The following is a 24,941-nucleotide window of genomic DNA, read 5'->3' as shown; positions in this document are numbered from 1 at the left end:
GCCTTCTTCGCCGGAGTCGCCGCGGGCGTCGTCTTCTTGACGGGTGCCTTCTTCGCAGGCGCCTTGTTGGCAGGCGCCTTCTTCGCGGGAGCTGCCTTCGCAGCGGGCGCCTTCTTCGTGGGCGCCTTCTTCGCAGGCGCCTTCTTCGCAGGCGCCTTCTTGGCGGGCGCCTTCTTGGCGGGCGTCGCCGTGGCAGCCGTCTTCGTCGCGGCCTTCTTGGCCGTGCTCTTCTTCGCCGTGCCCGGCGCTGCTGCGCTCTTCTTCGCCGTCGCCTTCGTGGCCGTGGCCCCGTCTGCGGCACGCGTGCGACCGATCACCCGCTTGGCAGCGGCGGCCGCGGTGCCGGCCAAGGACTTGCGCGTGGTGCCAGCCATCTCCGAGGGCCTCCAGCATCCGTCAGGTGTGGCGGGAACCACACGGTGGCAGGGAGGCTAGCCGCTGCACCCTGACGAACCAACCTCGGCTCGCCGAAATGCGAGAACGACCACCCCGAGGGGCGGTCGTTCTCGTCACGCGTGGAGCAGGGTGATCAGTTCTCGTCGTCACCCAGCACCGAGCGAAGGCGCTTCGGCGCGTTGCCGCTGTCGACGGGAGCCTGCGTCTCGCTGCCGCTGGCGAGGGACTCCAGCTGCTGCGTGAAGTAGGTCTTCAGGCGGGAGCGGTACTCGCGCTCGAACTGGCGGAGGGTCTCGACGTCGCTGTTGAGCTTGTCGCGCTCCTTCTCCAGGTCGCCGAACATCTGCTGGCGGCGCTCGGCGGTCTCGGAGTCGAGCATCTGCGAACGCTGGCGGGCGTCGGCCTCCATGCGGTCGGCCTTGGTCTTGGACTCGGACTCGACCCGCTCGGCCTTGGTGCGGGCGGCACCGACGATGCGGTCGGCCTCGTTCTTGGCGTCCTCGACGAGCTCGTCGGCGTTGCGCGTCGCGATCTCGAGGAGACGGGCGGCGGCGTTGGACGCCTCCGGCACGGTCGCGACGCGGATCGTCTCCATCGGCGCGGCGGCGACGGGGGCCGGCGCGGCCCGCTGGGGCTCCGGCTCCGGCTCGGGCTCGGGCTCCGGCTCAGGAGCGGCGGGGGCGAACGACGCAGGCGCGGGGGCGGACGTCGACGCACCACCCGACTGCGCGGCCGACAGCTTGGCCCGCAGGTCCTCGTTCTCCTTGGTGAGCCGGGCGAGCTCGGCCTCGACCTCGTCGAGGAACTGGTCCACCTCGCCCATGTCGTAGCCCTCACGGAGGCGGACAGGCGTAAAGCGCTTGTTGCTCACGTCCTCAGGCGTCAGCGGCATGACCTCACCCAAACTTTCACGATCGAATATCACGGTGGCTCTGCTGTCAGGAGACAATAGCGCCCGGGATGCCACCGGGCACAGTGACCCGTGTGACGGATGGTTCTAGAGGCCGAAGATGGTGGCGACCACGTTGAGCAGCAGCCATGCTCCCACCATCACCAACAGGAAGCTCAGGTCGAGGGCGACCTGCCCGATCCGCAGCGGCGGCACGACGCGACGCAGCGCCACGATCGGCGGGTCGGTGGCGGAGTAGACGCCCTCCAGGGCGACGAGCAGCGGACCTCTGGGCTCCCAGCGGCGCGCGAACACCTGGACCCAGTCGACGACGAAACGCACCCACAGCAGCGCGATGAAGAGCAGCAGGATGACGTAGAGGACCTGACCGAAGGCTTGCACGAGACGATTATGGGTCAGCTCTGGTTGAAGAACCCGTCCTCGGCCATCCGCTCCTTGTCCTCGGCCGAGATCGCCACGTTGGGCGGGGAGAGCAGGAAGACCTTGTTGGTCACCCGCTCGATGGAGCCCCGGGTGGCGAAGATCAGGCCGGCGGCGAAGTCGACCAGACGCTTGGCGTCGTTGTCGTCCATCTCGCTGAGGTTCATGATCACGGGCGTGCCGTCGCGGTAGTTCTCACCGACGAGTCGCGCCTCGTTGTAGTTGCGGGGGTGCAGGGTGGTGATGCGGCTCAACTCAGCCACGACTCCCGTCTGGACCGAGGCCGGACGACGGCGCTCGGCAAGGTCGGACACAGGGGCAGGGCGACGCTCACGCTGGACCGGACGCTGCTCGACAGCCTCCTGGGTCGAGGTCTCGGCGTCGCCGTCGTAGTCGTCGTAGTGGCCGGTGTCCTCGAGCAGGCCGAGGTACTCGCCGATCTTGCGCATCGCGCCGCTCATGAGACTGTTCCTCCGCTAGACCTGGCACCCGGGACCGGGTACCTGTTGACTGTTCTGGACATTACTGGAACGTGGGCCTCTCACCGAGGACCGCGGAGCCGACACGCACGTGTGTCGCACCGCGCCGGACGGCCGCCTCGAGGTCGCCGCTCATCCCTGCGGACAGCGTGGTGGCCTCCGGGTGGTCGCGGACGAACGACTCGCGGACGTCCGCGAGCCGGGCGAAGGCGACATCGGGGTCCTCCCCGAGCGGCGCGACGGCCATCAGGCCACGCAGCCGGAGCATGCCGGCCTCCTCCACGCGACGCGCCAGGTCGGCGAGGTCGGCGGGGTCCGCACCCGACCGGTTGCCGGCCCCCGGTGGATCGAGGCTGACCTGGAGCAGGACGTCGACCTCCGGGGACCTGGGGTGGCCGCGGGAGTGGGCGCCCCGCGAGAGCGGGGCGACGAGCTTGGCGCGGTCGACCGACTCGACGACGTCGGCGTAGGCCGCGACCGCCGCGGCCTTGTTGGACTGGAGCCCGCCGATGAAGTGCCACCGCAGGCCGAGATCGGCGCACTCGGCGGCCTTGTCCTCGGCCTCCTGGTGGCGGTTCTCCCCCACGTCGGTGACACCGAGGTCGGCGAGCAGGCGGACGTCGGAGGCGGGAAAGAACTTGGTGACGACGACGAGGGACACGTCGTCCTCGGGCCGCCCCGCCTCGGCGCAGGCCGCGGCGATGCGACGGCGTACGACGTCGAGGTTGGCGGCGAGCACGTCTGCGCGCGCGGTCATCGGTGGCTCCAGATGACGCCGGCGAACCTGGTCGCCGCATCGCCGTCGCGACGGTAGGACGGCCAGGAGGCGTCCTCGCGCGTGCAGGCATCGACGGTGCGTACGTCGTCGATGCCGGCGGCGGCGAGCTGGGCGCGGACTCCCGCACCCAGGTCGAGCCCCGGCGTGCCCCACGACGTGGTGGAGCGCGCCTCGGGGACGACCGTCGCGACCTGCTCCTGCAGGTCGGCGGGCACCTCGTAGCAGGCACCGCACACATGGGGTCCGATCCAGGCGACCGTCGGGTCGCCGCCCCTCTCGCGGACTGCCGCGACGGCTGCCGGGACGACTCCCCCGGCAAGCCCGGGCCGGCCGCTGTGCACGGCCGCGATCCACCCGGTGGCCGGGTCGGCCAGCAGGACGGGGACGCAGTCGGCGGCCCGGGCCAGGAGGGCGATGCCGGGCTGCGAGGCGACGAGGGCGTCGCACGTCGGCGCGCGCCCCGCGTCCTCGACGGACCCGACGGACCCGACGGACCCGACGGACCCGACGGACCCGACGGACCCGACGGACCCGACGGACCCGACGGACGCACCGTGCACCTGGTGCATCAGCACCGGCGCCGCCCCCGTCTCCCGCGCGACCTGCGCCAGCGCGTCGGCGCGCACCGCATCGTCGGCGGCGTCCCCGAGGCTCAGGGAGACGTCGGTGAAGGCGACCTCGATCACGAGGTCGCCTTCGATCCGGTCGCGGTGGCGCAGGAGGCCCGTCGCGTCAGAGACGCTCACTTCAGGAAGTCGGGGACGTCCAGGTCGTCGTCGTCGAACTGGACCTGACGGGCCGGCCGCGAGGGCGCCGACTGCTGGGCGGGCTGCTGGGTGGACTGCTGGGACGGCGCCTGGGTCGACTGCTGCGGCTGCTGCGACGGAGCGAACGTCGTGGTGGCCGGACGGTCGGACGTCGACTCGCTGCGCTGCTGCGCAGGCGCCCTGGTCGCGATCTGCTGGGCCGCGGCGCGGGTCTCGTCCTGGCTCTGGGCCGGCTGGCCCTGACGAAGCACGTTGCCGTCGGAGCGACGCTTGGGCATTCCCCCGTCGAAGCCGGCGGCGATCACCGTCACGCGCACCTCGTCGCCCAGCGCGTCGTCGATGGTCGCGCCGAAGATGATGTTGGCCTCGGCGTGGGCGGCCTGGGACACAAGCGCGGCGGCCTCGTTGATCTCGAAGAGACCGAGGTCGGAGCCACCGGCGATCGAGAGCAGCACGCCGTGGGCGCCCTCGATGCTCGCCTCGAGCAGCGGGCTCGAGACCGCCATCTCCGCGGCGGCGACCGCACGGTCCTCACCGCGGGCCGAGCCGATGCCCATGAGGGCCGAGCCGGCGTTGGCCATGACCGACTTCACGTCGGCGAAGTCGAGGTTGATCAGGCCCGGGGTCGTGATCAGGTCGGTGATGCCCGAGACACCCTGGAGCAGCACCTGGTCGGCCTGCTTGAAGGCGTCGAGGATCGACACGCTGCGGTCGGTGATCGACAGCAGCCGGTCGTTGGGGATCACGATGAGGGTGTCGACCTCCTCGCGGAGCTGGCTGATGCCCTCCTCCGCGGAGTTGGCGCGACGGCGGCCCTCGAAGGCGAACGGTCGCGTCACCACGCCGATGGTCAGGGCGCCCAGCGAGCGGGCGATGCGGGCCACGACGGGCGCGCCACCGGTGCCGGTGCCGCCTCCCTCGCCGGCGGTCACGAAGACCATGTCGGCGCCCTTGATGACCTCCTCGATCTCGTCCGCGTGGTCCTCGGCGGCCTTGGCCCCGACATCGGGGTTCGCGCCTGCACCGAGGCCGCGGGTGAGCTCGCGGCCGATGTCGAGCTTGACGTCGGCGTCGCTCATGAGGAGTGCCTGGGCATCGGTGTTGATCGCGATGAACTCGACGCCCTTGAGGCCGACCTCGATCATCCGGTTGACGGCGTTGACGCCGCCACCACCGATGCCCACGACCTTGATGATCGCCAGGTAGTTCTGCGCTGCTGCCACGGCTCCGGGGCCTTCCTTGTGTGGGTCTGTGAAGTCTGGGGATGGACGATGGTCGACACCCTCTGCGGCCCGAACGGAACCCTAACCGTGAACCTGAGGGTTATAGTTATGTCAACCTCGCCTTTCGCCAGACACTAGGCACCGACGGCCACGATTCCCCGGCGGACACGCCCACGTGTCGCGTGTCGGCAAAGAATTTCTTTCGTTGCGACCCCCAGATGTCCCGGGGGTCCACGTCAGGGCGTGGTGCGGTAGGTCGGGTTCCCCGGGACGCTGACGTCGTAGTACGGCGCCTGCTGGGCGGCCAGCAGCTTGTCGACCACCTCCGCCTTGAGCTCGGACTCCTCCGCGCTCCCCCACAGCACCTCGCGCTGGTCACGCATCACGAGGGTGATCTGGTCGACGGTGGCGACCTCGACGTGGTCCACGCGGGTGACCAGGTCGTCCGGCAGCGCCGACACGACCGTGGCGGCCTCGCGCAGCGCGTCGGTCCCGGCGTTGGCGCCCGGGCGCACGCGCGGCATCCCCTTGGGGACGGCCTTGTAGTCGCGGAACACCACGCCGTCGGCGTCGAGGCCACGGAGCCTGCCGGCCAGCTCGACCGCGGCCACGGCGGTGCGCTCGACGACCGCGATGCGTACGACGTCGGGCCAGGTGCGGGTGACGTCGACGGACGCCACCTCGGCGAGCGACCCGACGCGGGCGTCCGCGCGACCGAGGTCCACGAGGGCGAGCTGGTCGCCCACCGGCACGTCGGCCACCTCACGGACGCGGGCGTCGCTCAGGAGGCTGTTGCCGACCACCTCGACGCGCTTGACCTGGAGGGTGGTGGAGAAGAACACGAGGTAGACCGACGTGCCCAGCAGCGCGAGGACCAGCAGGAGCGCGAGGACGTAGCGCAGCGACAGCCAGCGGCGCGCCCACTGCCGGCGGGCGAAACGGCGACGGGTGCGGCGAGTCGCCGCAGCCTCCTTGGCCGGCTTGGCGTCCGCGCCCGACGTGCCCTGCCCGCCGTCACGGCCGATGCTGGTGCTCGTGACGCCGGCCGCCCCGCGGCCGCCCTGCTCCGGGGCCTCGCGGTCCACTCAGTCACCCCCGAGCAGGTCGAGCACCCGCGGGCCGACGCCGGTGATGTCGCCCGCCCCGAGCGTGATGACGAGGTCACCGGGACGCGCGCGCTCGGCCAGCGCCTGCGCGGCGGCGCCCAGCCCGTCGACGTAGGTCACGTGCTGGACCGGGAGCGGGACGGCGTCGGCGACGAGCAGGCCCGTCACCTCGGGGTCCGGGTCCTCGCGGGCGACGTAGACGTCGAGCACGACGACCTCGTCGGCGGCGCCGAGCTCGCGGCCCATCGCCTCGCCGAAGATGCGGGTGCGCGAGACGAGGTGCGGCTGGAAGGCGGCGACGACGCGCCCGTCGCCGGCGAGCGCACGGGCGGCCTCGAGGTCGCCCCGGATCTCGACGGGGTGGTGGGCATAGGAGTCGTAGACGCGCACGCCGGCGACCTCACCCTTCAGCTCCATCCGGCGCCCCGTGCCGGTGAAGCCGCCGAGGCCCACGGCGAGCGCGTCGTAGGGCAGGCCGAGGCGCAATCCCGTCGCGAGGGCGGCGACCGCGTCGAGGACGTAGTGGCGACCGGGGATGCGCAGGCGCAGCTCCCCGAGGTCGTCGTCGCCGCGGCTGACCCGGCACGACGAGGTGGAGCCGTCGAGCGTGAGGTCGTGGATGCGCAGGTCGGCCGTCGCCGACTCCCCCACCGTCACGACGTCGAGGCCCCGATCGCGTGCCAGCCCGGCGAGCCGTGCGGCGCCGGGGTCGTCGACGACGCAGACGAGGAAGCCGTCGCGGTCGATCGTGTCGGCGAAGTCCTCGAAGGCCCGGTGGTAGGCCTCCTCCGTGCCCCAGTTGTCGAGGTGGTCGGCCTCGACGTTGGTCACGATCGCCGCGTGGGGCCGGTAGTGCAGGAAGGCGCCGTCGCTCTCGTCGGCTTCCGCGACGAACAGGTCGTCGGCGCCGGCGTCGGCGTTGCGCCCCGTGGCGGTCAGCACGCCCCCGACGGCGTACGACGGATCGACGCCCGCAGCGAGCAGCGCAGAGGTGAGCAGCCCCGTGGTCGTCGTCTTCCCGTGGGTGCCGGCCACGGCGAGGACGCGGGAGCCGGTCATGACCGCCGCGAGCCCGGCGGAGCGAGGCAGGATCCGCAGGTCGCGCCGTCGCGCCTCGAGGACCTCGGGGTTGTCCTCGCGAGCCGCGGTCGTCACGACGAGCGTGTCGGCGTCACCGAGGTGGGCGGCGTCGTAGCCGAGGTGACAGGTCACCCCGAGCTCGCGCAGCGCCGGCAGGAAAGGGGTGTCGTGGTCGTCGCTGCCGGTGACCGTGAGGCCGCGCTGGGCCATGATCCGGGCGATCGCGGAGATGCCCGCGCCGCCGATGCCGACGCAGTGGACGCGTCCTAGCTCGGCGGCGGGCAGCACCTCGTCGGGGACCGGGATCCTCATGCGCGCGGGCCTCCCGCGTCGAGGACCATCCGGGCCAGCTTCTCGTCGGCGTCGAGCGGGATCACGCCGGTGGCCGCGGCCCCCATGGTCGCGAGCCGTGCGGCGTCGTTGAGCAGACCCGGGACGCTGGCCTCCACCCACTCGGGCGTCAGCGCGGCGTCGGCGACCAGCAGTCCGCCCCCGGCGTCGACGACCGGGCGCGCGTTGAGCGCCTGCTCGCCGTTGCCGATCGGCAGCGGGACGTAGATCGCCGGCAGGCCCACGCCGGAGACCTCGGTGACGGTGTTGCTGCCCGAGCGGCACAGCACCGCGTCGGCCGCGGCGTAGGCGAGGTCCATCCGGTCCACGTAGTTGAGCACGACGTAGGGCACGTCCCCCGACGCGACGGCGAGCTCGTGCTTGGGGCCGACGACGTGCAGCACCTGCACGCCCGCCGCGGCCAGCGCGGGCGCGCCCCCGGACACGGCCGCATTGATGCGGGCGGCTCCCTGCGAGCCGCCGGTGACCAGGAGCGTCGGCAGGTCGTCGCGGAGGCCGAACGTGGCCAGGGCCTCGGCACGCAGCGCGCCGCGGTCCATCGTGGAGATGAGCCGGCGGATCGGCAGGCCCGTGCACACCGCGCGGGGCAGGTCGGTGGCGGGGAAGCTCGTGGCGACGTGGGTCGTCATGCGGGCGCCCAGCTTGTTGGCGATGCCGGGGATCGCGTTGCCCTCGTGGACCACGATCGGCACGCCGCGCTTGCGGGCGGCGAGGTAGGCGGGGACGGAGACGTAGCCGCCGAAGCCGACGACGACGTCGGGGCGCACCCGGTCCACCACTTCGAGCGCGGCCGCGCGCGCGGCCCGCAACCGGGTCGGCGTCCGCAGCAGGTCGGGGCCCGGGCGACGCGGGAGCGGGACGCGAGGCACGATCTCGAGCGGCAGGCCCGCCTCGGGGACGAGGCGGGACTCGAGCCCCTCGCGGGTGCCGAGGCAGGTGACCTCGGTCGCCGGGTCGAGCCGGCGCAGGGCGTCGGCGGTGGCGAGCAGGGGCGAGGTGTGGCCGGCGGAGCCGCCGCCGGCGAGAAGTACGCGCATCGAGGGCAAATCTAGCGAGCGGGACCCGCGGAGAGTCCGGCGGAGCGGTTGCGTCGGCGTGCCGCGAGCGCGGCAGCGGCCTCCGGCTCACGGCGCGCGAAGCCGATCACCAGCCCGAGGGCCACGAGCGAGGGCAGCAGGGCCGACCCGCCGTAGGACACGATCGGGAGCGGGATGCCGATGACCGGCAGGACGGCGAGCACCATGCCGACGTTGATCATCATCTGGCCGAGCAGCCAGACCACGATGCCGAAGGTCGCGTAGCGGACGAAGGGGTCCTCGGTGCTGAGGGCGACGCGGACCGCGGCGTAGGCGATGGTGAAGAACAGCCCGATGACCAGCAGCGTGCCGACGAGGCCGAGCTCCTCGCCGAGGACGGCGAAGATGAAGTCGGTGTGGGCCTCGGGCAGGTCGCCCCACTTCTGCGTGGAGGCGCCGATGCCCTGCCCGAACCAGCCACCGCTGGACAGGGCGTAGAGCCCGTGGGCCGGCTGCCAGCCCGCGTCGGTGTAGTCCTTGAAGGGGTCGGTGAAGTGGGTGATGCGCTCGAGCCGCTCGGGATCGGTGGCCGCCAGGGCGACCGCCGCGACGCCGAGCACCGACAGACTGAGCCCGAAGAGACGCAGTGGCGCCCCGACGACCCACAGCATCCCGAGCAGGATGGCCGCCAGCACCATCGCGGTGCCGAGGTCGCGGCCCACCAGCACGAGGGCGATGACGGCGAACAGCCCGGGCACCACCGGCACGAGCAGGTGGTGCAGCTCGCGCAGGCGCCGCTCCTTGTGGGCGTAGATGTTGGCGGCCCAGAGCACGATGGCGAGCTTGGCGATCTCCGCCGGCTGGATGTTGACGGGGCCGAGGGCGAGCCAGTTCTTGTTGCCGTTGATCAGCACGCCGAAGCGGGCGACGAGCCCGAGGAGGACGAGGGCGACCAGGAACCCGGGGTAGGCCAGCCTGCGGACGTGGCGCACGGGGATCCGGGACGCCACCCACGCGGCGGGCAGTCCGAGCGCGACCCACATCAGCTGGCGCTTCACGACCGCGTAGGAGTCGTCGTAGGTCAGGTAGGACCGCACGCTGGAGGCGCTGAGCACCATGATGACGCCGATGGTGAGCAGCAGGGCCGACGACCCGAGCAGCAGGTAGTAGGACGCCAGCGGCTTGTCGAGCGCGTCTCGCACCGAGCGCCAGCCCGCAGCGAGCCCGGAGCCCAGCGGTGCACGCCCGACCTGCGCTGCCCCGCCGCGCACGTCAGCCTGCGTCTCGGGCGCCGGCTCCGGGCCGACCTCCAGCCCCACTCCTCCGGGGTTCGCGGTGGTCATCCGTCGCGGCTCCCCTCGGGTCGGTGCGGCTCTAGTCGCTGTCGGGCTGGTCGGGCTGGGTGGTGCGGGCGATGTGGGCGTGCACGGCGGCCGCGAACGCGTCCCCGCGGGCGCCGTAGTTGGCGAACATGTCCATGGAGGCGCACCCCGGCGCGAGCAACACCGTGTCACCGGGCCTGGCGAGCCCGGCAGCCGCGTCGACCACGCGCTCCATCGGATCCCCAGTCTCGTCGGCGCCCACATCGATGACCGGCACATCGGGCGCGTGTCGCGAAAGTGCGTCGGCCACGACCTGGCGGTCCCGGCCGAGCAGGACGACACCACGCAGCCGGCCGCCCACCGCGCCCACCAGGTCGTCGAACCGCGCACCCTTGGCCAGGCCGCCCGCGATCCACACGACGTCCTCGTAGGCGGAGAGGGACGACTGGGCGGCGTGCGGGTTGGTGGCCTTGGAGTCGTCGATCCACGTCACGCCCTCGGCCTCCGCGACGTGGGCGATCCGGTGTCCGTCGGGGCGGAACGCCCGCAGCCCGTCACGCACCGCCTGCTGGCCGACACCGTGGGCTCGGGCGAGCGCGGCGGCAGCCAGCGCGTTGGCGACGAAGTGCGGGGCGGGCGAGGCGAGGTCGCCCAGCGTGCAGAGCTCGGCGGCGCTGGTCGCGCGTTCCTCGATGAACGCCCGGTCGACGAGGAGGTCCTCCACGACACCGAGGTTGCCTGCGGCCGGCATGCCGAGCGTGAAGCCCACGGCGCGGGCGCCCTCACCGACGTCGGCCTCGCGGACCATGTCCTCGGTGGCGGGGTCGGCGAGGTTGTAGACGCAGGCCCGCTGCACGCCGGCGTAGACGCGCGCCTTGTCGGCGGCGTAGACCTCCATGCCGGTCCGGGCGCCCGGGTCGGTGCCGGCGCCCGGCTCGTCGTCGTACCAGTCGAGGTGGTCCTCGGCGATGTTGAGCACGACGGCCGACTCCGCGGCCATCGAGTGCGTGTAGTGGAGCTGGAAGCTGGAGAGCTCGACGGCGAGGACGTCGTAGGGCTCGGGGTCCATCACGGCCTCGACGATCGGCAGGCCCACGTTGCCCACCGCGACGGCACGGAGCCCGGCGGCGGTGAGGATGGACTGGAGCATCTGCACCGTCGTGGTCTTGCCGTTGGTGCCGGTGACGGCCAGCCACGGGGCCGGGGCGGCGGGGTCGCGCAGGCGCCACGCCAGCTCGACCTCGCCCCACACGGGGATCCCGCGCCCGGTGGCCTGGGCGAGCAGCGGCGCGGTCGGCTTCCAGCCCGGTGAGGTGACGACCAGGTCGACGTCGTCGGGCAGCACGTCGGTCGCGCCCGGCTCGAGCCGCACGGTGGCGCCGAGCGTCTCCAGCAGCCGGGCCTTCTCCGCCTTCTCGTCGCTGGTGGACTCGTCGAGCGCCGTCACCTGCGCGCCGAGGAAGAGGAGGTTGTCGGCGGCGGCGAAGCCGGAGACGCCGAACCCGGCGACCACGACGCGTACGCCGGACCAGTCGCTGGCGCGGCCGAGCTGGTCGATGTCAGGAGAAGAGCTCATCCGACGCCGGCGACCCACTCGGCGTAGAAGATGCCGAGGCCGGTGGCCACGGCGAGCCCGGTGACGATCCAGAATCGGATGACGATGGTCACCTGCTCCCAGCCGAGCATCTCGAAGTGGTGGTGCAGGGGCGTCATCCGGAAGACCCGGTGGCCCGCCTGGACCTTGAAGATGCTCCGGAACAGCCCGCTCGCCCGGCTGACCTTGAAGACCGACACCTGGATCATCACCGACAGCGTGATGACGACGAACAGCCCGCCGATGACCAGCAGGAGCAGCTCGGTGCGGGTCATGATCGCGAAGCCGGCCATCGCGCCGCCGAGGGACAGCGAGCCGGTGTCGCCCAGGATGATCTGGGCCGGCGAGGCGTTCCACCACAGGAAGCCGAAGCAGGCGCCGGTCAGCGCTGCCGCGACGACGGCGAGGTCCAGCGGGTCGCGGACCTCGTAGCACTTGGCGCCGGCCTCCAGCGCACAGGACTGGCTGTTCTGCCAGATGTTGACGAGCGTGTACGCCGCGAAGATGAGGATGCACGAGCCGGTCGCGAGGCCGTCGAGGCCGTCGGCGAGGTTCACCGCGTTGCTGAAGCCGGTGACGATGAACCAGATGAGCAGCAGGGCCAGCACAGCAGGGAGCGCGAACCGCTCGTAGTCGCGGATGAACGAGATGTGGTCCGACGCAGGACGCCAGCCGCGCTCGTCCTCGAGCACCGGCGAGAGGGCCAGCACGCCGAACACGAGGGCGACGACGGTCTGGCCGATCATCTTGGCGCGGCTGCGCAGACCAGTGCTGTGCTGTCGGCTGACCTTGAGGAAGTCGTCGAGGAAGCCGACGACGCCGAGCCCCACCAGCAGGAAGATCAGCAGCAGCGCCGAGGCGGTGGGCGCCTGACCGGTGATCAGCTTGGCGGCGAAGTAGCCGATGACGGTCGCCAGCACGACGACCGCGCCGCCCATGGTCGGCGTACCGCGCTTGACGTGGTGGGTGGTCGGGCCGTCGTCGCGGATCGGCTGCCCGAATCCCTGTCGGGTGAAGAACCGGATCGCGTAGCGCGTGCCGAGCAGGGAGATCAGCAGGGAGAGTCCTCCTCCGAACAGGATGGCTCTCATGTGGTGGTTCCTTCCTTGCCGCTCCCGGTGAGGAGGTCGTCGGCGATCAGTTCCAGCGCCGCCCCCCGCGATGCCTTCACCAGGACGACATCAGCAGCCGAGACATTGTGCCGCAGCCAGTCGACCGCTTCGTCACGCCCCGCCGTGGTGATGGTCACTCCCCCGCCTCCGGCGGCGTCGAAACCCCGCGAGATCCCGGCCGCGTCGTCGCCGACGGTGAGCAGCACGTCGACCCCGGCACGGGCGGCGTAGTCCCCCACCTCCCGGTGGGCTGCGGCGGCACCGTCGCCGAGCTCGAGCATCTGCCCCAGCACGGCGACCGTACGCCGACCGGTGCGGTCGCCGATGCCGGCAAGGGTCTCGAGGGCTGCCCGCATCGACTCGGGGTTGGCGTTGTAGGCGTCGTTGACCACGACGAGCCCGTCGCGCCGCTCGGCCAGCTCCATCCGCCAGCGGCTGGCCGGGACGGCGTCGGCGAGCGAGTCGGCGACGGCGTCGAGGTCCAGGCCCGCGGCGAGGGCCATGGCGGCGGCCGCGGCGGCGTTGCGCCACTGGTAGGCGCCGACCTGGGCGAGGTGGACGGTGGCGCCGGAGCCGCGGTGGGCCAGCTCGAAGGACTGCCGGCCCAGCTCGTCGGTGGTGACCTCGCTGACGGCGACGTCGGGGGCCGGGCCGTCCGTCGGGCCGCCGAAGGTGACGACCTGTGCGTCGGTGCGCCCGGCCATCGCGGCCACGAGGACGTCGTCGGCGTTGAGCACCGCGGTGCCGTCGGCGGGCAGCGCCTCGACGATCTCGCCCTTGGCCCGCGCGATCGCCTCCCGGCTGCCGAACTCCCCGATGTGGGCGGTGCCGACGTTGAGCACGGCGGCCACCCGGGGTGGCGCGATGGCGCACAGCTCTGCGACGTGACCGACGCCGCGGGCCCCCATCTCGACGACGAGGTAGCGGGTGTCGGGGGTCGCCCGGAGCACGGTCAGCGGCACGCCCAGCTCGTTGTTGAAGTTGCCGCGCGTCGCGACGGTGGGCCCGGCCTCGGACAGCAGGTGGGCGAGGTAGTCCTTGGTGCCGGTCTTGCCCTGGGAGCCGGTCATCGCGAGGACGACGACCTCGGGCAGGTGGTCCACGACGTGGCGCGCGAGCAGCCCCAGCGCCGCGGTCACGTCGTCCACCACGACGGTCGGCAGCTCGGTGGGCCGGCTGCCGAGCACCGCCACGGCACCGGCGTCACCCGCGGCCGCGGCCAGGTCGTGGCCGTCGACGCGCTCGCCGGCCACGGCCACGAAGAGCCCGCCGTCCTCGGGGGTGCGGGTGTCCACGAACGCGCCGCCGACGACGACCGCCTCGCCGTGGGCGGTGCCGCCGACCACGTCGGCGATCTGGTCCAGTGACATCTCGATCATGCGTCGCTCCCGGGCTCGTCGGCGCCGTCGGGGCCGGCCGCGAGCGCCCGGACCTCCTCGGCAGCGACCACGCGGTCGTCGAACGGGTGCACCACGTCGCCGACCTCCTGGCCGGTCTCGTGGCCCTTGCCGGCGATCAGCACCACGTCGCCGGGACGCGCACGGCGTACGGCCTCACGGATCGCGAGCCGGCGGTCGCCCACCTCGACCACCTCGGCGGGGCCGCGGGCGCCGGCCAGGACTGCGGCGCGGATCGACGCAGGGTCCTCCGTGCGAGGGTTGTCGTCGGTGACCACCACGACGTCGGCGAGCCGTGCGGCGATCTCTCCCATCACCGGACGCTTCACGGTGTCGCGGTCGCCGCCGGCGCCCACCACGACGACGACCTGGCCGTCGGTCAGCGGCCGCAGGGTGGCGAGCACCGCCTCGAGGGCGTCGGGCTTGTGCGCGTAGTCGACGACCACGGTGAAGTCCTGACCGACGGAGACCTGCTCGAGCCGGCCCGGGACGCCGCCGACGCGGGCGATGCCGTCGGCCACCTGTCGCGGGTCGAGCCCGGCGAGCGCCGCCGAGGCGATGGCGGCCAGCGCGTTGGAGACGTTGAACTCGCCCGGCACGTGGATCTCCGTGCGCAGCTCGACGTCGGGGCCGAGGACCGTGAAGCTCGCTCCCCCGGCCGTCAGGTCGACGTCGACCGCCCGCCAGTCGGCGCCGGCACCGCGGGAGGAGTACGTCGACATCGGGATGCCGGCGACGTCGAGGAGGCGACGGCCGAACTCGTCGTCGACGTTGGTCAGCCCGACGCGAGCCCGCTCCGGGGTGAAGAGACCGGCCTTGGCGGCGAAGTAGTCGTCGAGGTCGGCGTGGAAGTCGAGGTGGTCGCGCCCGAGGTTGAGGAAGGTCGCGACGTCGAAGACGACGCCGTCGACCCGACCGAGCACGAGCGCGTGGCTGGAGACCTCCATGGCGCAGGTGTCGACGCCGCGCTCGCGCATGACCGCGAAGAGGCCGTGCAGGTCCGGCGCCTCCGGCGTCGTGAGCTGGGTCTTGACGTCCTCCCCCGCGATCCGGGTGCCGACGGTGCCGATGACCGCCGAGGTCACGCCGGCCTCGGTGAGCCCCTGCTCGAGCACCCGGGTGGTGGTGGTCTTGCCCTGGGTGCCGGTGACGCCGATGACGCGCAGGCCGGCGGCGGGGTCGCCGTAGATCCGCGCGGCGAGGCGCCCGAGCACGCGGCGCGGCTCGGACACCACGAGGGCGGGCGTCCCCGGCGGGAGCCGGTCCAGGCCTGCGGCGTCGGTCAGCACCACGACCGCACCGGCCGCGACGGCCTGCGCGGCGAAGTCCGCGCCGTGGACGCGCGCGCCCGGGAGCGCGGCGTACACGTCGCCGGGTCGCACCCGTGCGGTGCTCAGCGAGATGCCGGAGACGGCGACGGCGAGGTCACCGTGCGCGGCCACCTCGGTCGTGGCCGAGAGCCAGTCGGCGAGCTCGGTCGCAGGGGTCGACCGGGACTGCTGCGGACGCGTCGCACTCTCAGGCTCGTGCACCGGCCGAGGGTATCGAGTCACCACTCGACAGGCAGGCGCGACGGCGTGCCGTCGGTCGGCTCGACGCCGTAGCGGCCCAGGACGTAGCCCATGATCCGGGAGAACACCGGCCCCGCGATCGAGCCACCGCCCCCGTCGACCTTGGGAGCGTGGACCACGACGTAGACCGTGAAGCGGGCGTCGTCGGCCGGCGCGAAGCCGCCGAAGGACACCGAGGTGCTGCCGTCGTAGCCGGTGCCGTCGCTGGCGACCCGCTGCGCGGTGCCGGTCTTGCCGGCCACGAGGTAGCCGGGCACCTGCGCCGCGGGCGCGACACCGTCCTCGGGGTCGACGACCTTCTCCATCATCCGGGCGGTCGCGCGTGCGGCCTGCTTGCTGACGACCCGGGTGCGGGTGGCCACGTCGGTGCCGACGGTGACCCCGTCGTCGGTGACCGCTGAGCCGGCGATCAGGCTCGGCGAGACCCGCACGCCGCCGTTGGCGACCGTGTTGACGGCCGCAGCCATCTGGGCGACGTTGACCGAGAGGGACTGGCCGAATGCGACGCGGTCCTTGGTCTGCGAGGTCATCGCCTCGCCCGGCGTGAGGATGCCGGGGGTCTCACCGCGCACGCCGACGTTGGTCCGCTGGCCGAGGCCGAACTTCTGCAGGTAGGCCACCAGCTCGACCGGCGAGAACGCGTCGGCGGCGAGCACGGTGCCGATGTTGGAGGACTTCGCGATGATGCCCGCCAGCGTGAGCCGGATGTTGCCGTGGTCGAACCAGTCACCGATCACCCGGTCCTGCCGGGCGAGGCTGGGCGGGACCTTGAAGCGCTGGCGCGGGAACGCCTTGCCGGCGTCGATGAGCGAGGAAGCAGTGAGGACCTTCTCCACCGAGCCCGGCTCGTAGGTGTCGCTCAGGGCGCGCGACCCGAGGTCGTCCTCGTCGGCCTCCGTGGGCGCGTTGGCGTCGAAGGTCGGCACGTCGGCGAGCGCGAGGATCTCGCCGGTGCGGGTGTCCATGACGACCGCGGCACCGCTCTCCGCGCGGTACTGGCGCACCGACTGCGCGAGGACCTTCTGGGTGAACCACTGGAGGTCGCGGTCGATGGTGGTGCGCAGCGGCGCACCGTTGTGCGCGGCCTTGAGCGTGCTCTCGCGCAGCGGGATCCGCACGCCCTTGCCGGAGTTGGACTGCCACGTCGCCTCGCCGTCGACGCCGGCCAGCTGCTTGTCGAAGGTGCGCTCGAAGCCGCCGAGCGGCTCGTCGGTGCCCATGTAGCCGAGCAGGTTGGCGGCCACGTCGCCGGAGGGATAGGCGCGGATCGGGTCGTCCTGGAGGCTGATGCCGGTGAATCCGGCGCCGTCGAGCTCGGCGAGCGTGTCGCCGGCGAGGGTGCTTGGCACCCGGCGGGCGACGTACTCGTAGCGGCTGCCCTCCTTGCGACCGCGCAGCGCGGTGAGGGTCCGGAAGTAGTCCACGGAGAGCCGGTCCGAGAGCAGCCGCGCGAGCTCGGGCGCCCGGTCGGCGGTGAGGTCGGGGTCGGCGATGACCATCTTGCCCTTGACCGAGTCGGCCAGGGGTACGCCGTTGCGGTCGAGGATGTCGCCCCGTTCCGCCACCAGCGGCAGCCGCACCGCACCCTCGGCGGCCGCGCGGACGGCGTACGAGCGCGGGTCGACGCCCTGGAGCTGGACGAGCCTGGCACCGAAGAAGGAGAGGACGATCGCGATGAGGACGAACCCGATGCGCAGTCGCAGCATCGGCGCGCCGCGCGAGGCGCCGCGCCTGGTGCGGGTGCTCGGCACTGGTCTCCTCATTTCCCGGCCGGCTCCCTGCTGGATCCGACCTGCTCGACAATCTAGGTGTGTGGTGCCGTCGAACGGCGTGACCGCGCCGTCAGCGGTTGCGGTTCTTGCGGGGCTTGGCGTTCGCCACCCCGGGGTCCGTCGTGGCCTGCTCCTCGACGGTGGGTGCGGCGGGCACCTCGACGTACGTCGGCTCGGGCGCGAGGATCGCCGGCTTGATCGGCGCCGGCGGCTGCAGCTGGATGGCGTTCTCACGGGTGGCCGGCGTGCGCACGCCGGTGGTCTTCCCGGTCTCGAGGTCCAGGAACACCGGGGCCGACGGGATCACCATGCCCATCGTCTGCGCCTCGGTCGCCACGCGCTGCGGGTTGCGGAGCTCGTCGAGCTCCATCCGGAGCGTCTGCTCGCGCGCGGCGAGGGTGTCGGCCTCGGACTCGAGGGCGGACGCCGTGAACGACGCCTGCTGCATGGAGGTGTTGAAGAGGAGAAGTCCCACGATGCCGCCGACCAGGACCAGGCTCACCAGCGTCATGAACGGCACCCGCGGCGCGCGGGACCGCACGCGCGGCACCACGGTGAGGCGGGCCTTGTCGACCGCCTCCTGGGCGATCCGCGTGACGCGGGTCCGGGGCTGCAGGGCGGGACTGCTCATCGGGCGACTCCTGGGGAAGAGGGAGAGGACGGGAGGACGCGCTCGACAGCGCGCAGGCGGACGGAAGCTGCTCGGGGGTTCTCGGCGATCTCGTGCTCGTCGGCCTGCTCGGCGCCGCGGGTGACGAGCCGCAGGGCAGGCTCGGCGCCCTCGGGGACGAACGGCAGGTCCGGCGGCACGTCGAGCCGGGTGGCGTCGGCGAACGCCCGCTTCACCAGGCGGTCCTCGAGCGAGTGGTAGGCCTCGACGACCACGCGACCGCCGACTCCGATCACCTCGATGGAGGCGGGGATGGCGCGGCGCAGGACGGCGAGCTCGTCGTTGACCGCCATCCGCAGCGCCTGGAAGGTGCGCTTGGCGGGGTGGCCACCCGTACGCCGCGCCGGGGCGGGGATCGATGCGTAGAGCAGCTCGACGAGGTCGGCGCTGGTGGAGAAGGGCGTCGTCTCGCGCCGGCGGACCACCTCCCGGGCGATCCTGCTGGCGAACTTCTCCTCGCCGTACTCCCGCAGGATGCGGGTCAGCTCCTGGGCCGTGGCGGTGTTGAGCAGCTCGGCCGCGGTCCGTCCGGTCGTCGGGTCCATCCGCATGTCGAGCGGTGCGTCCTCGGAGTAGGCGAAGCCGCGCTCGCGGACGTCGAGCTGCATCGAGGAGACACCGAGGTCGAAGAAGACGGCGTCGACGTGGTCGAGGCCGAGCGAGCCGACCACCTCGGGCAGCTCGTCGTACACCGCGTGCACGGCGGTGAAGCGGTCGCCGTGAGCCGCGAGCCGCTCGCTCGACATCTGCAGGGCGGCCGGATCGCGGTCGATGCCGATCACCCGGGCGTTCGGGAGGCGCTCGAGGACGGCCTCGCTGTGGCCACCGAGGCCGAGCGTGCAGTCGACGTAGACCGAGCCGGGGGCCTCGAGCGCAGGCGCCAGCAGGGCGACGACCCGGTCGAGGAGCACCGGGGCGTGGCGGGGAGTCGTCATCTGCTCAGCCCTGGGAGCCCAGGTGGGTCAGCAGGAGCAGGGCCAGCGCGAGGCCGCAGGCCGTGGCGGCCGAGAACGCGATCAGGGCGGCCGCCTCGCGCGCCTGGTCGCGCACCCGCAGCGGCGGTGCCGCTGCCGTGCGTGCCACGGGCTGGGTGGTGCTCATGGTCTCGACCCCACTGGTGTGCTGCGGATGTGCTGGCTGGTGCTGCTGGTTGGCGGTGCGGCTGACACTCCCCGTCGTGTGGCACGGGGCGAGCCGCCGCACCAGGTCCCTGCCCGCTCCTCTGCCCCTCTCGGGGGTAGGTGCCCTCTGGTGCCGGGGAAGTGCCCCAGATGGCCACGCGAGGAGCGGGCTCGAGACCTGGTGATACGGGTCGCGATGTCAGCTGTGGAGTTGTCGGGCGGTGCTGGCTCAGATGCCGGGGAAGACCTCGTCGCTGAGCTCGGAGAACTTCTGCTCCTGCTCCTCGGAGTAGGTCGCCCACGAGGTCGGGTCCCAGATCTCGATCCGGTTCATCGACCCGATGACGACGCACTCCTTGCGGAGCGAGGCGTACTCCCGCAGTGGTGCCGGGATGTTGATGCGTCCCTGCTTGTCCGGCACCTCCTGGCTGGCGGCGGCGAACAGCATGCGGACGTAGTCACGGGTGTTCTTCTGCGTGACCGGCGCCTCGCGGAGCCGGTCGGTGAGCTTCGCGAAGTCGGCCAGGGACCAGACGGTGAGGCAGCGCTCCTGACCCCTGGTCACCACGAGTCCCTCCGTCAGCTCGTCCCTGAACTTCGCCGGGAGGAAGAGCCGGCCCTTCTCGTCGAGCTTGGGCGTGTAGGTGCCGAAGAACATCCGGCACCTCCCCTGCTCGGCGGGCAGATCGACCCTGTCCCCCACTTCGCACCACAGTACTCCACTTCGCTCCACCGTCAACCAGATCGCGCGTGTTTCACGCACGAATTTCGGGTTGTCGGGGCGTCGACGGCAGGGCTGCTGGGCGCCGCTCCGGCGAACGATCAGGCGTGAGGGAGCACCGATCCACGCTCAGGAGGAGCCGCGGGCACGCCAGGTGGAGCGCCGGTGGGGAGATCGGGCCACCCGTGGTGGAGCAAAGTGGGGGAACCGGCGGTAACCCGGGTGGGTGACGCCCGTGGCGAGGGGCCGCGCGGGCCGGGCCGGGCAGGTATGTTGCGCGCACCACATACCGTGGAGACGAGCACGTACGAGGGGACGGACAAACGTGACGACTGGGTTTTCCGAGCAGGCGCCCGACCTGGACACCGTTCGGCGGGTCACCGGCGCCGTGCGCCAGAACATCGAGCGCGTCATCGCGGGCAAGCCCGACGTCGTCAACGCCGCCCTGGTCGTCCTCCTCGCCGAGGGTCACCTCCTCATCGAGGACGTGCCCGGCGTCGGCAAGACCCAGCTCAGCAAGGCGCTGGCCCGCAGCATCGACTGCTCGGTGGCGCGCATCCAGTTCACCCCGGACCTGCTGCCCTCCGACGTCACCGGCGTCTCGATCTTCAACCAGGACACCCGCGAGTTCGAGTTCCGCCCCGGCGGCGTCTTCGCCAACATCGTCGTGGGTGACGAGATCAACCGCGCGTCGCCCAAGACGCAGTCCGCTCTGCTCGAGGCCATGGAGGAGCGCCAGGTCACCGTCGACAACGCGACCTACATGCTCGAGAAGCCGTTCATGGTCATCGCGACGCAGAACCCGATCGAGATGGAGGGCACCTACGCCCTGCCGGAGGCACAGCGCGACCGCTTCATGGCGCGCGTGTCGGTCGGCTACCCCGTGGAGGCCGCGGAGATCGCGATGCTCGAGGGGCACACCGCCCACAACCCGCTCGACGACCTCGAGCCCGTCACCGACGCCGGGGAGATCCGCAAGGTGATCGAGATCGTCGGCCGGGTGCACGTGTCCACCGCCGTGCAGCGCTACGCCGTGGCCCTCACCACCGCGACCCGCGTCAGCAACGACCTGCACCTCGGCGCCTCACCGCGGGCGACGCTCCACCTCGTGCGGGCGGCCAAGGCGGTCGCCGCCACGCAGGGACGCGACTACGTCCTGCCCGACGACATCCACGGCATCACGTCCCCCGTCCTCGCCCACCGGCTGCTCCCCAACGTCGAGGCGACGATGAGCGGACGCACCACCGCCGCGATCCTGTCTGGGATCGTGGAGTCGGTGCCCGTCCCCGCGGCGTCCGACTCCACCTCGATTCCACGCGGCAGCCGTGCGTGAGGCACTCGCTGCTCTGACCGTCCGCGGACGGGCTTTCCTCGCGGCCGGGATCACCACCGTGGTGGCCGCGATCGTGGTCGGGCACTCCTCGGTCGTACGCATCGGCGTGCTGGTCGCGGTGCTGCCACTGCTCACCGCCTGGTGGGTCGGACGGTCTCGCTACCGCCTCTCGCTCGTCCGCACGGTCACGCCCCAGCTCGTCGTCGCCGGGCAGTCCGCGACCGTCGAGCTCTCCGTCTCCAACGAGTCGCGCACGCCCACGGGCGTGCTGCTGCTGGAGGAGCGACTCCCCTACGTCCTCGGCACCCGCCCGCGCTTCGTGCTGGAGGGACTCGGGCACGGGTGGCGCCGGCACGCGACGTACCAGGTGCGCTCGGAGCTGCGCGGACAGTTCGAGATCGGCCCGATGTCGGTGCGGGTGACCGACCCGTTCGGCTTCGTCGAGCTCGGCCGCACGTTCCACGCCACGACGCGACTCACCGTCACCCCGCGCACGACCCCCCTGCCGAGCATCCCGCTCGGTGGAGCCTGGACCGGGTCGGGCGACAACCGTCCCCGGGCCTTCGCCACCGGCAGCGCGGAGGACGTCACGGTCCGGGAGTACCGGCGCGGCGACGACCTGCGGCGCGTCCACTGGCGCAGCTCGGCTCGCGTCGGCGAGCTGATGGTGCGCCGCGAGGAGCAGCCGTGGCAGTCGCGCGCGACCGTGTTCCTCGACAACCGCGGCACCGCCCACCGTGGCCAGGGGGCGGCCAGCTCGCTCGAGGGTGCCGTGTCCGCGGCCGCGTCGATCGCCATCCACCTCGCCCACCACGGCTACACGGTCCGCATGGTCACCGCGTCCGGCGACAGCCGCGAGACCGAGTGGCACTCCCACACCGCCGAGGCCAGCACCATCCCGCTCCTCGAGGCGCTCGCCGTCGTGCAGCTCGACCACTCCCCCGCTCCCGACACGCAGTGGCTGGCGGAGCCCGGGCACGGTGGTCTCACGATCGGGATCTTCGGCGGACTGGGCGAGCCGGACCTGCCGTTCCTCCGCCGCCTGCAGCACCACGCCTCGTCGAGCCTGGCGATCGCGCTCGACGTGGACGCCTGGGCGCCCCGCCTGCCTGCCCAGCCCGGCCTGCCCGCGTCCGCCCACCTCACCTCGACCGGGTGGCGATCGATCAGCCTCGGGCCGCGCGACCGCCTCGACACCGCGTGGCAGGAGCTCGGCCTCATGCAGAGCCGGGCCACCGCATCACCGGCAGGAGCCGCACGATGAGGTCCTCGTGGAGCACGCTCCCCCACCAGCTCCGCATCGCCGGCATCGCGCTCCTGGCGGCCTGGACGACCGTGCTCTCGTGGCGCGTCCTGACCGAGGACTTCGGCGGGGTCGCGATCCCGCTGCTCCTCATCGGGGTCGTCCTGGGCGGTGCTGGCGCCCTGGCGCGCTGGAGCCGGCTCCCCGGGCTCGCGATCGTCGCCGGCCAGCTCGTGCTCGGCGGCCTCCTCGTGCTCGGCGCCACGACCGGATCGCCCATCCCGACCCCGAGCAACGTCGACACCTTCATGGCCGCGCTGTCCGACGCCCTCGAGACGTCGCGCAGCTACGCCGCCCCGGTGCAGTCCGGCGTCCCGCCGGTGGACCCGCTGCTCCTCATCGGCGGGACGCTCGTCGTGCTGCTGGTCGACCTGATCGCCTGCACCATGCGCCGGGCCCCGGTGGCCGGCCTCGTGCTGCTCGCCGCCTACACCCTGCCGGTCGCGGTCACCGGGAACGCGGTGTCGTGGTGGCTCTTCGCCGTGATCGCCGGCCTGTTCCTCACCCTGGTCTACATCCAGCACAGCGACCACGTCACCAGCTGGGGCCGCGCGCCCGACGGCGAGAAAGGGTCCTTCTCTGTCCGCACCGGCGCGATCGGCAACTCGGCGCTGGCGCTCGGCGCGACTGCCATCGCGCTCGCGGTCGTCGTACCGGTCGCCGTGCCCACCATGAGCATGAGCGTCTTCGAGGGCAACGGACCCGGCACCCGCGAGGTCGAGGTGCAGGACCCGATGGTCGACCTGCGCCGCGACCTGCGCCGCGGCGAGGACGTCCCGCTCCTGTGGGTCACCACGGTCGGACCCAAGCCGACCTACCTCCGCATCGCGGTCCTGTCCCGGTTCAGCGGGTCGCAGTGGACGCCCGGGGATCGCGAGATCCCCGAGTCGCAGGCCGCGACGGGCGCGCTGCCCCCGCTCGACGGCGTGGGCCTCGACGTGCGCCGCCGCGAGTTCAAGTACGACGTCCGCGTCGGGCCGGACTTCGCCTCGTCGTGGCTGCCGATCGCGGCGCAGACGACGCGGATCGCGGCCGGCAACGACTGGCGCTACGACCTCAACACCCGTGACGTCATCGCCGCCCGAGAGGACGTCACGACGGCCAACAGCACCTACGACTACACCGGCGTCGAGCTCACCTACGACGCCGAGCGGATGAATTCCGCGGTGTCCGGTGCCGGCTCGGTGGCCGGGATCTTCACCGAGGTGCCGAGCACGCTCAACAACGAGATCCGCCGGATCGCGGCGAGCATCACCGCGGACGCACCCACGCGCTTCCAGAAGGCGCAGGTGCTGCAGCAGTGGTTCCGCGAGGACGGCGGCTTCCGCTACGACCTGAGCGAGGTGCCGTCAGCGGGCGACGGCAGCGCAGACCTCCTCGCGTTCCTCAACGACCGGGTCGGCTACTGCGAGCAGTTCGCGGCATCGATGGCGATCATGGCGCGCATCATCGGCATCCCGAGCCGGGTGGCGGTCGGCTTCCTCGAGCCCGAGCGGGCCACCAACGGCTCGTGGGAGTTCTCCTCGCGCGACCTGCACGCCTGGCCCGAGCTGTACTTCCCCGGATCGGGCTGGGTGCGCTTCGAGCCCACTCCCCAGACCCGCACCAGCCGGCCCCCGGACTACACCGAGGCGCAGTTCGCCGCGGTCACCGAGACGCCCACGCCGAGTGCCGCCCGCCCCAGTGAGGACCTGCCCGAGCGCGGCGCCGACGCCGCCGCCGACGCGGCTGCCGACGACAGCAGCGCCTCGTCGATCCCCTGGGTGCCGCTCGTCGCAGGCCTGCTGGGCCTGGCGCTGGTGGGCCTCCTGCTGCTGACGCCCCGGCTGGTCCGCACGGCGCGACGCCGGCGCCGCCTCGACGGGGACGTCGAGGACCTCTGGGTCGAGCTCCGCGACGTCGCGATCGACCTCGGCCACGCCTGGCCGGTGGGCCGGTCGCCCCGGCGCGCCGGCGAGTGGCTCGGCCACCTGCTGGCGATGCCCGTCCACGACGGCTCGCGACCCGACCGTCCACGACGCGGTCGCGACCAGGCGCCCGAGGCGGCTCAGGCCCTCGACCGGCTCGTCTCGGCTCTCGAACGCAGCCGCTACGCCCGCAACCCCGAGATCTTCACCGCCGACCACCTCGCCGGCGACCTCGTCCTCGTCGAGGAGTCGCTCGCCGCCGGAGTGACGTCGCGTGAGGCGCGCCGCGCCGAGTGGTGGCCCACGTCCGTCGTGGGGCAGCGCAGGTCGTGGCGTCCGCGTGCCCGCGCGGGCCGGGCCTCGACCACGACCCCGGACCACGAGTCGACCCGGACGGTCGACGAGCTGGTCGGCTGACCCGACCGGCGCTGGGACGGCGGCGTCGTACCGGAACGTCATGGCGTCCGGCCGTCCTGGCCGCCAGCGACCATGACGTCGATCGATGACGTCATGGCGGCCGGCCGCCCGGACGACCACGTCCCATGACGTCCGTGTGCGCGCCGAGGTCGTACGCCGGAGGGTGACGCGCAGC

22 protein-coding genes are annotated in these 24,941 nt (G+C 72.6%); 3 read left to right on the top strand and 19 right to left on the bottom strand.

Features of this window, described 5'->3' with window-relative positions:
* Nucleotides 1-529: 529 nt before the first annotated feature.
* From JOD65_RS11705 to mraZ, 19 genes are all read right to left on the bottom strand, one after another.
* Nucleotides 530-1,288: a DivIVA domain-containing protein gene (locus JOD65_RS11705; RefSeq protein ID WP_191196914.1), complete on the bottom strand. Its 759-nt coding sequence runs from the start codon at nt 1,286-1,288 to the stop codon at nt 530-532.
* A gap of 105 nt (nt 1,289-1,393) precedes the next feature.
* Nucleotides 1,394-1,687: a YggT family protein gene (locus JOD65_RS11700; protein ID WP_191196913.1), complete on the bottom strand. Its 294-nt coding sequence runs from the start codon at nt 1,685-1,687 to the stop codon at nt 1,394-1,396.
* A 14-nt stretch (nt 1,688-1,701) separates the two neighbouring features.
* Nucleotides 1,702-2,187, bottom strand: a complete 486-nt coding sequence (locus JOD65_RS11695) for a cell division protein SepF (RefSeq protein ID WP_191196912.1) — start codon at nt 2,185-2,187, stop codon at nt 1,702-1,704.
* 61 nt (nt 2,188-2,248) lie between these two features.
* Nucleotides 2,249-2,962: a YggS family pyridoxal phosphate-dependent enzyme gene (locus JOD65_RS11690; protein WP_191196911.1), complete on the bottom strand. Its 714-nt coding sequence runs from the start codon at nt 2,960-2,962 to the stop codon at nt 2,249-2,251.
* A complete protein-coding gene (locus tag JOD65_RS11685; RefSeq protein ID WP_307821116.1) occupies nt 2,959-3,729 on the bottom strand; it encodes a purine nucleoside phosphorylase YfiH/LACC1 family protein in 771 nt (256 codons plus the stop codon). The genes JOD65_RS11690 and JOD65_RS11685 overlap by 4 nt, the downstream gene beginning before the upstream one ends.
* The gene (gene ftsZ, locus JOD65_RS11680; protein WP_191196910.1) at nt 3,726-4,973 is read right to left on the bottom strand and encodes a cell division protein FtsZ; all 1,248 of its coding nucleotides are present in this window, start codon (nt 4,971-4,973) and stop codon (nt 3,726-3,728) included. The genes JOD65_RS11685 and ftsZ overlap by 4 nt, the downstream gene beginning before the upstream one ends.
* Before the next feature lie 236 nt (nt 4,974-5,209).
* Nucleotides 5,210-6,058 carry a cell division protein FtsQ/DivIB gene (locus JOD65_RS11675; RefSeq protein ID WP_307821113.1) on the bottom strand — a complete coding sequence of 283 codons (849 nt, stop codon included), beginning with the start codon at nt 6,056-6,058 and terminating at the stop codon, nt 5,210-5,212.
* Nucleotides 6,059-7,471, bottom strand: coding sequence for a UDP-N-acetylmuramate--L-alanine ligase (gene murC / locus JOD65_RS11670; protein WP_191196909.1), 1,413 nt, complete (start codon nt 7,469-7,471; stop codon nt 6,059-6,061).
* Nucleotides 7,468-8,547, bottom strand: a complete 1,080-nt coding sequence (murG, locus tag JOD65_RS11665) for an undecaprenyldiphospho-muramoylpentapeptide beta-N-acetylglucosaminyltransferase (protein WP_191196908.1) — start codon at nt 8,545-8,547, stop codon at nt 7,468-7,470. Before murG ends, murC begins: the two co-directional genes overlap by 4 nt.
* Before the next feature lie 11 nt (nt 8,548-8,558).
* Entirely contained in the window at nt 8,559-9,869 is a 1,311-nt protein-coding gene (gene ftsW, locus JOD65_RS11660; protein ID WP_191196907.1) for a putative lipid II flippase FtsW, read from the bottom strand.
* A 31-nt stretch (nt 9,870-9,900) separates the two neighbouring features.
* The gene (gene murD, locus JOD65_RS11655; protein ID WP_191196906.1) at nt 9,901-11,424 is read right to left on the bottom strand and encodes a UDP-N-acetylmuramoyl-L-alanine--D-glutamate ligase; all 1,524 of its coding nucleotides are present in this window, start codon (nt 11,422-11,424) and stop codon (nt 9,901-9,903) included.
* Nucleotides 11,421-12,533 carry a phospho-N-acetylmuramoyl-pentapeptide-transferase gene (mraY, locus tag JOD65_RS11650; RefSeq protein WP_191196905.1) on the bottom strand — a complete coding sequence of 371 codons (1,113 nt, stop codon included), beginning with the start codon at nt 12,531-12,533 and terminating at the stop codon, nt 11,421-11,423. The genes murD and mraY overlap by 4 nt, the downstream gene beginning before the upstream one ends.
* Nucleotides 12,530-13,933, bottom strand: a complete 1,404-nt coding sequence (locus tag JOD65_RS11645; protein ID WP_191196904.1) for a UDP-N-acetylmuramoyl-tripeptide--D-alanyl-D-alanine ligase — start codon at nt 13,931-13,933, stop codon at nt 12,530-12,532. The genes mraY and JOD65_RS11645 overlap by 4 nt, the downstream gene beginning before the upstream one ends.
* The gene (locus JOD65_RS11640; protein ID WP_191196903.1) at nt 13,930-15,483 is read right to left on the bottom strand and encodes a UDP-N-acetylmuramoyl-L-alanyl-D-glutamate--2,6-diaminopimelate ligase; all 1,554 of its coding nucleotides are present in this window, start codon (nt 15,481-15,483) and stop codon (nt 13,930-13,932) included. The genes JOD65_RS11645 and JOD65_RS11640 overlap by 4 nt, the downstream gene beginning before the upstream one ends.
* A gap of 17 nt (nt 15,484-15,500) precedes the next feature.
* A complete protein-coding gene (locus JOD65_RS11635; protein ID WP_307821111.1) occupies nt 15,501-17,273 on the bottom strand; it encodes a peptidoglycan D,D-transpeptidase FtsI family protein in 1,773 nt (590 codons plus the stop codon).
* A gap of 91 nt (nt 17,274-17,364) precedes the next feature.
* Nucleotides 17,365-17,925 carry a cell division protein FtsL gene (ftsL, locus tag JOD65_RS11630; RefSeq protein WP_191196901.1) on the bottom strand — a complete coding sequence of 187 codons (561 nt, stop codon included), beginning with the start codon at nt 17,923-17,925 and terminating at the stop codon, nt 17,365-17,367.
* Nucleotides 17,922-18,899, bottom strand: coding sequence for a 16S rRNA (cytosine(1402)-N(4))-methyltransferase RsmH (gene rsmH / locus JOD65_RS11625; RefSeq protein WP_191196900.1), 978 nt, complete (start codon nt 18,897-18,899; stop codon nt 17,922-17,924). Before rsmH ends, ftsL begins: the two co-directional genes overlap by 4 nt.
* Nucleotides 18,900-18,903: 4 nt before the next feature.
* The gene (locus JOD65_RS11620; protein WP_191196899.1) at nt 18,904-19,065 is read right to left on the bottom strand and encodes a hypothetical protein; all 162 of its coding nucleotides are present in this window, start codon (nt 19,063-19,065) and stop codon (nt 18,904-18,906) included.
* 249 nt (nt 19,066-19,314) lie between these two features.
* Nucleotides 19,315-19,743, bottom strand: coding sequence for a division/cell wall cluster transcriptional repressor MraZ (gene mraZ, locus JOD65_RS11615; RefSeq protein ID WP_191196898.1), 429 nt, complete (start codon nt 19,741-19,743; stop codon nt 19,315-19,317).
* Nucleotides 19,744-20,131: 388 nt separating this feature from the next.
* Between mraZ and JOD65_RS11610 the strand changes: the two genes are divergently transcribed.
* The 3 genes from JOD65_RS11610 to JOD65_RS11600 are packed head-to-tail and all read left to right on the top strand — an operon-like array spanning nt 20,132 to nt 24,766.
* Complete coding sequence (locus tag JOD65_RS11610) at nt 20,132-21,139, top strand: AAA family ATPase (protein ID WP_191196897.1); 1,008 nt, start codon at nt 20,132-20,134, stop codon at nt 21,137-21,139.
* The gene (locus JOD65_RS11605) at nt 21,132-22,403 is read left to right on the top strand and encodes a DUF58 domain-containing protein (RefSeq protein WP_191196896.1); all 1,272 of its coding nucleotides are present in this window, start codon (nt 21,132-21,134) and stop codon (nt 22,401-22,403) included. The genes JOD65_RS11610 and JOD65_RS11605 overlap by 8 nt, the downstream gene beginning before the upstream one ends.
* Complete coding sequence (locus tag JOD65_RS11600; RefSeq protein WP_191196895.1) at nt 22,400-24,766, top strand: transglutaminase TgpA family protein; 2,367 nt, start codon at nt 22,400-22,402, stop codon at nt 24,764-24,766. The genes JOD65_RS11605 and JOD65_RS11600 overlap by 4 nt, the downstream gene beginning before the upstream one ends.
* The last annotated feature ends 175 nt before the right edge of the window (nt 24,767-24,941 follow it).

This window comes from Nocardioides cavernae, assembly GCF_016907475.1.
GTDB classification, from domain to species: domain Bacteria; phylum Actinomycetota; class Actinomycetes; order Propionibacteriales; family Nocardioidaceae; genus Nocardioides; species Nocardioides cavernae.
This window is presented reverse-complemented; position numbering and strand designations above follow the sequence as displayed.